The following is a 6,736-nucleotide window of genomic DNA, read 5'->3' as shown; positions in this document are numbered from 1 at the left end:
CCTCGTCGCGGCTCGCGCCGTGCGGCGGGCCGTCCACCGCGGCGGCGCCGCCCCGGCCGAGCAGCGGGCCCGCCGAGTCGCCCGCGATGACCACCTCGACGCCCGACAGGTCGGGCAGGGCGCGCAGGTCGAGCGCGTGCAGCGAGCGCAGCGCCGCGCCGCCGGGCGGCAGGTCCTTGCCGAGCGCGTCCAGCAGCCGCCCGCCGAGCCCCTGGACGAGCCCGGCGCCGCCGTCGGTGCACGCGCCGCCGCCGAGCCCCAGCACGATCCGGCGGGCGCCGAGCCGCAGCGCGTGCGCGATCAGCTGCCCGGTGCCGAGGCTGGAGGCGGTCAGCGGGCGCGGCTTGCCGCCCGGCAGCCGGCGCAGCCCGGACGCCTCGGCCAGCTCCACGACCGCGGTGCGGCCGCTGACCGCCAGCCGCGCGGTCACCGGCCGGCCGGTCGGCCCGCACACCTCGACCTCGACCCGCCGCCAGCCCGCCGCCACGGCCGCCTCGACGGTGCCGTCCCCGCCGTCCGCGACGGGCAGCTCGACCAGCGGGACGTCCGGGCGGGAGCGGCGCAGCCCGGCGGCGAGGTGGCGGGCGACCTGCGCGGCGGTCAGCGTGCCGGGGAACCGGCCGGGCGCCAGCACGACGTGGCCGTGCGCGGGAGGGTCGGGGGGACGGTCCGCGGACACCACAGCCACGCCTTTCACGCCGGGGGGTAAGGCCCTACCTTCTGCTTACGCCATGACGGCACTATTTGACACCCGCCGGAGCGTCCGAGACTTTCAAATGGGCCGACATTCCCGTGAGAATCTCGCGGCCGCGGGCCCCTACTTCACCCCGAGCCACGTCTCGACCGGGTGGATCGCGAAGAACAGCAGGAACAGCACCACCACGGGCCACAGCCACACCGACACCTCGCGGACCCCGCCGCGGGCCAGCTTGATGATCGCGTAGGTGACCGTCCCGCCGCCGATGCCGATGGTGATCGAGTAGGTGAACGGCATCAGCACGATGGTGAGGAACGCCGGGATCGCGATCTCCAGGTCGTCCCAGGTCACCTTGGCGACCTGCGTCATCATCAGCGCGCCGACCACCACCAGGGCGGGGGCGGCGGCCTGCGCGGGCACGGTCGCGGCGAGCGGGGTGAGGAACAGCGTCAGCGCGAACAGCACGCCGGTCGCGATGTTGGCCAGGCCCGTCCGGGCGCCCTCGCCGACGCCCGCCGCCGACTCCACGAACACGGTGTTGGCCGAGGAGCTGGTCACGCCGCCGAGCGCGGCGGACAGCCCGTCCACCGACAGGATCCGGCCGAGCCGCGGCACCTCGCCGCGCTCGTTGGTCAGGCCGGCCTCGTCGCTGATGCCGAGGATGGTGCCCATCGCGTCGAAGAACCCCGACAGCACCAGGGTGAACAGCACGACCAGCGCGGTGATCACGCCCGCGCGGCCGAACCCGCCGAACAGGTCCACCTCGCCGAACAGCCCGAAGTCGGGGGCGGCGAACACCTTGTCGGGCAGGTCGGGGGTGACCACGCCCCAGCCGCCGTCCGGCACCGAGGCGTAGGACTGGACGACCACCGCGAGCACGGTGCCGGCGACGATGCTGATCAGGATCGCGCCGGGCACCCGGCGCACGTACAGCACGATCATCAGCAGCAGGGTGAGCCCGAACACCAGCGTCGGCCAGGTCTCCAGCCGGCCACCGGTGCCGAGCGACAGCGGCGGGCTGGTCTTGCTGGAGGTGACGAAGCCGGAGTCGTACAGCCCGACCAGCGCGATGAACGCGCCGATGCCGACCGCGATCGCGTGCTTGAGCGCCAGCGGGATCGAGTTCATGATCCGCTCGCGGACGCCGGTGAGCGCCAGCAGCACGATGATCAGGCCCTCGATCACCACCAGGCCCATCGCCTGCGGCCAGGTCATCACCGGCGCCGCCTGGAAGGCCACCACCGCGTTGATGCCGAGGCCCGCCGCCAGCGCCAGCGGCGCGTTCCCGACCAGTCCCATGATCACCGTGGTGATCGCGGCGGACAGCGCGGTCATCGTGGTCAGCTGCGGGATCGACAGCGTCGCGCCGGTGACGTCCTTCGCCCCGCCGAGGATGATCGGGTTCAGCAGGATGATGTAGGCCATCGCGAAGAACGTGGTGACGCCGCCGCGCAGCTCGCGGGCCACGGTGGTGCGCCGCGCGGACAGGTCGAACAGCCGCTCCAGCGGCCCGCCCCCGCCGGCCGGCGGCGGTGCGCCGGCCTCCGCCGTATTGATCTTGGACATCGCGCGTGCTCCGCCTTCACCAGCGTCGTTCCCGGAAAGTGCGAGCACAGGGTAGCCGCCGGGCGGTGCCGCGAGGTGATTCAGGGTCAGCGCTGCGTGACGGGAACGGTCCGCTATAGCCTGCCATGGTGCGAATGCGAGACTCGGTGGACGCACCGGCCCCCGACCCGTGCGGGGACGCCGGCGCGGACTCCTACGCGCTGCTGCTGGCCGCCGTCCCGGAGCGGACGCGCTGGTCGTTCCGGGAACGGCTGCTCGGCCCCCTGGAGGAGTACGACAGCAGCAGGCAGGCCGAGCTCGTGCACACCCTGGAGGTGTTCCTGTCCTGCTCGGGGTCGTGGAGCCGGAGCGCGACCCGGCTGCACGTCCATGTGAACACGCTTCGGTACCGAATCCGGCGAATCGAGGACCTCACCGGCCGGGATCTCGGCACACTTGAGGACCGAGTCGACTTCTTCCTCGCCCTGCGCGCGACGCGCCCGGCGAGAACCCTGTAGGCGCCACGAGAAAGAGCGGGTCACATGGACCGGGAGACACTGGGGCAGCGCATCCGCGCCCTGCGGATCCGGCAGGGCGTGAGCCAGGCGCAGCTGGCCTTCCCCGAGCTGTCCGACAGCTACATCTCGCTGATCGAGAGCGACAAGCGGGTGCCCGCGCCGAGCGTGGTGGACCTGCTCGCGGTGAAGCTGAACTGCTCGGCGACCTACCTCGTCAGCGGCGTCAGCGAGGACGTCGTCGACGAGCTGCGCGTCACCCTGGACTATGCCGAGATCGCGCTGCGCAACGGCGCCGCCGCCGAGGCGCGGGCCCGGTTCGCCGAGGTGCTGGCCAACGCCGACGCGGTGGCGCTGCCGGAGATGCTGCACCAGGCCCGGTGGGGGCACGCCCTCGCGCTGGAGGCCGCGGGCGAGCTGGAGGAGGCGATCGCCGGGCTGCGCGCGCTGACGGAGGAGGCCTCCGCGGAGGCCGACCTCGACCACTGGGCCCGGGTGCACGTCGCGCTGAGCCGGTGCCTGCGCGAGCGCGGCGACATCAGCGCGGGCGTGCAGGCCGCCGAGGAGGCGCTGCGGCACCTCATCGCGACCGGCGCCGACTCCACCGACGCCGCCGTGCACCTCGGCGCGGCGCTGCTGGCCGCCTTCATCGAGCGCGGCGACCTGGTGCGGGCGCGGCAGCTGGCCGGCCAGCTGGTCGAGCGGGCCGAGCGGATCGGCAGCGCGCGGGCCCGCACCGTCGCCTACTCCGAGGCCGCCAACGTCGCCCAGATCCGCGGCGAGTACGAGGAGGGCGTCGCGCTCGCCGAGCGGGCGCTGATGCTGGCCGGCGACGGCGAGGACCCGCGCGAGCTCAACCGGCTCCGGGTGGTCTACGCGGGGCTGCTGCTGCGCGCCCGGCCCGACCAGGCGGTGCAGGCCCGCGAGCTGCTGGCCCGGGTGAGCGGCGAGATCAACGCCGGCTCCGCCGGGGAGATCGACGTCGCCCGGTGCCGGACCGAGCTGGCCCGCGCCGAGACCGCGCTCGGCCGCCCGGCCGAGGCGGTGCGGCTGGCCGAGGAGGCGCTGGAGCTGCTCGGGGACGCCCCGCGCCGGGTCACCGCCGGCGCGCTGACCGTGCTCGGCGAGGCCTGCGTCCGGCTCGGCGACCGCGACCGCGCGGTGGAGGTGCTCACCAGGGCCGCGACCTGCCTGGAGGACATGGAGTCCTCGCGGGAGGCGGCGCAGGCGTGGTTCGACCTCGCCGAGGTGCTCGCCGAGACCGGCACGCAGGAGCCGCGGATGGCCGCCTACCGCCGCGCCCTGACCTGCGTCGGGGTCTGATCCCGCCGATTCTCGATCTTCCTGGGCGAACCATCCCGGGTGACGCCGCGTCCGTGAATAATGCTGCGAGTCGCCTGAGATGGGGAGATGCCGGTGTTCGGGGTGGTCCGTCCGTGCCAGCACGTGCTGTGCGGGTCGCTGTTCAAGGACTGGATGGCGCACCTGTGCGGACTGTGCCTGACGCTGCGCGCCGAACACGGCCAGGCGGCGCGGATCGTCACCAACTACGACGGGCTGCTGGTCTCGGTGCTGGTGGAGGCGCAGGCGCCGGAGCTGTCGCCGCGCCGCAAGGCGGGGCCCTGCGCGCTGCGCGGGATGAAGACCGCTGAGGTCGTGGCCGCGCGGGCGGAGGGCGCGCGGCTGGCGGCGGCCGCGTCGCTGCTGCTGGCCGCCGGCAAGACCCGCGACCACGTCGCGGACGGCGACGGCGCGTACGGGCGCCGGCTGGTGGCCGCCGCCGCGGGCCGGGCCGCCGCCCGCTGGGACGCGGCGGGCGCGCGGACGGGCGCCGCCGTGGGGTTCGACCCGTCGGTGCTGCGGGACGCCGTCGCGCGGCAGGGCGTCCTGGAGGCCGAGCCGGGTCTCGGGCTGCTCGACCTGACCGAGCCCACCGAGACCGCCGTCGCGGCCGTGTTCGCGCACACCGCCGTCCTCGCGGGCAAGGAGGGCAACGCCGAGACGCTCGCCGAGGTGGGCCGCTACTTCGGCCGTCTCGCGCACCTGATCGACGCGGTCGAGGACGTCGCGGACGACCACGCGGCCGGCGCGTTCAACCTGCTCCTGGCCACCGGCACCACGCCGGCCGAGGCGCGCCGGTACGCCGACGACGCGCTGCACGGCCTGCGGCTGGCCCTGGCCGACCTGGAACTGGAGCGGCCGCGGCTCGTCCGGGCGCTGCTTGACCGGGAGGTCCGCCGTTCGGTCGACCGGGTCTTCGCCGCCTACCCGCCGCCGGGTCCTGGGCCGCAGCCGGGTCCGGGGCCGCAGCCGGGTCCGCAGGCGCCCTACGGGAACGCCCCGTATCCGCCGCCGGGGTACCCGCCGCAGCACGGCGGTGCGTACGGCGACGGGGGCGGCTGGATCCCGCCGCACGGCGGCGGGGGAGGTGGGGGAGGCGGTGGCGCGAACTTCGGGCACCGCCCGCGGGGCCGGCGTCCGGGGTTCCCGATCCCGTGCTTCACCGGCACGGTCGTCTGCGTCACCTGCGGGGTGTTCCAGCCCGAATGGAGCGAGCACCACGGCAAGGCCTGCGGCGACCGCTGCTGGTGCACCCGGCACTGCGACGACTGCGGGTGCGACGGCTGCGATTGCGACTGCTGTGACTGTGACTGCTGCGACTGCGACTGCGACTGCGGGTGCGGCTGATCCGCCCCATTGACCAAGCGAATGCTTGGTGGCAGTGTCGCGGACGTGGCGAGCGCTGTTCACCTCCGGGTCGACCGGGGCGCCGAAGGCCGTCGCGTGCGGGCAGGGACGCCTCGCCGCCATCGCGGAACGGTCCGCCATGATGGGGATCGAGCGGGACTCGGTCACCTACGTCGCGATGCCGCTGTTCCACGGCAACGCCGTCATGGCCAACCTCGCGATGGCCGTGCACGCCGGCGCCACCGTCGCGCTGCGGCGCCGCTTCTCCGCGTCCGGCTTCCTGCCCGACGTGCGCCGCTTCGGGGTGACCTACTTCAACTACGTCGGCCGCGCCCTCGCCTACATCCTGGCCACCCCCGAGCGGCCCGACGACCACGACAACACGCTGCAATGCGTGTTCGGCACCGAGGCGTCCGCGCAGGACATGGCCGGTTTCGCGCGGCGGTTCGGGTGCCGCGTCATCGAGGGCTACGGGTCCAGCGAGGGCGCGATCACGCTGCGCAAGACCCCGGACGCGCCGCCCGACGCGCTGGGCGTGGCGCCGCCGGACGTCGAGGTCGCCGTCCTCGACCCCGGCACGGGCGCCGAGTGCCCCCGCGCCCGCTTCGATGCCGCAGGCCGCCTGCTCAACCCCGGGGAGGCGATCGGCGAGCTCGCCGGGCCCCGCGCCGGCGCCGCCTTCGAGGGCTACTACAACGACCCGGAGGGCGACGCGGAACGGGTCCGCGACGGCGTGTACTGGAGCGGCGACCTCGGCTACCGCGACGAGGCCGGCTACTTCTACTTCGCCGGACGCGGCGCAGACCGGCTGCGCGTCGACAGCGAGAACTTCGCCGCCGCGCCGGTCGAGCGGATCCTGGCCCGCTGGCCCGCCGTGGTGATGTGCGCGGTCTACCCGGTCCCGGACCCGCGCACCGGCGACCAGGTGATGGCGGCGCTGGAGCTGCACGACGGCACGTCGTTCGACCCCGAGGAGTTCGCGGACTTCCTCGCCGCGCAGCCCGACCTCGGGACGAAGTGGGCGCCGCGGTTCGTCCGGATCGTCCGGCCGATGCCGCTGACCGCGACGGGCAAGGTGCACAAGCGGCCGCTGCGCCGCGCCCTGTGGGACCCGGTGGACGGGCAGCCGGTATGGGTGCGTCCCGGACGCCGCGTCGCCTACGAGCCGATGACCGCCGCGCACGCCGAGGCGCTGCGCGCCCAGTTCGCGGCGCACGGCCGCGATCAGGCGCTGACGACGCTGTGACCACGGCGGGAACGCCCGGACGGGGCCCCGTGCCGGGCTCCGGCG

General features: G+C 74.8%; 5 protein-coding genes and 1 pseudogene. 4 read left to right on the top strand and 2 right to left on the bottom strand.

What is annotated here, in order from left to right; genetic code table 11:
- The coding region (locus tag QP089_RS27125; RefSeq protein ID WP_285915099.1) for a glycerate kinase family protein at positions 1 to 682 on the bottom strand (682 nt) is incomplete at its 3' end.
- Between the two features lie 135 nt (positions 683 to 817).
- Positions 818 to 2,263 carry an NCS2 family permease gene (locus QP089_RS27120; RefSeq protein WP_285915098.1) on the bottom strand — a complete coding sequence of 482 codons (1,446 nt, stop codon included), beginning with the start codon at positions 2,261 to 2,263 and terminating at the stop codon, positions 818 to 820.
- Positions 2,264 to 2,442: 179 nt separating this feature from the next.
- Between QP089_RS27120 and QP089_RS27115 the strand changes: the two are divergent.
- The 4 genes and pseudogenes from QP089_RS27115 to QP089_RS27100 all read left to right on the top strand — a co-directional run.
- A pseudogene (locus tag QP089_RS27115) lies at positions 2,443 to 2,760 on the top strand (PucR family transcriptional regulator); the annotation flags it as partial.
- A gap of 24 nt (positions 2,761 to 2,784) precedes the next feature.
- A complete protein-coding gene (locus QP089_RS27110) occupies positions 2,785 to 4,080 on the top strand; it encodes a helix-turn-helix domain-containing protein (RefSeq protein WP_285915096.1) in 1,296 nt (431 codons plus the stop codon).
- 93 nt (positions 4,081 to 4,173) lie between these two features.
- On the top strand, positions 4,174 to 5,445 hold the full coding sequence (locus QP089_RS27105) for a DUF5685 family protein (protein WP_285915095.1): 1,272 nt from the start codon (positions 4,174 to 4,176) through the stop codon (positions 5,443 to 5,445).
- A 28-nt stretch (positions 5,446 to 5,473) separates the two neighbouring features.
- Positions 5,474 to 6,691, top strand: coding sequence for an AMP-binding protein (locus QP089_RS27100; protein WP_285915094.1), 1,218 nt, complete (start codon positions 5,474 to 5,476; stop codon positions 6,689 to 6,691).
- Positions 6,692 to 6,736: the final 45 nt, after the last annotated feature.

The organism is Actinomadura opuntiae, from assembly GCF_030283205.1.
Taxonomy (GTDB): Bacteria; Actinomycetota; Actinomycetes; order Streptosporangiales; family Streptosporangiaceae; genus Spirillospora.
The sequence above is the reverse complement of the archived record's forward strand: the minus strand, read 5'-3'. Positions and strand labels throughout refer to the sequence as shown.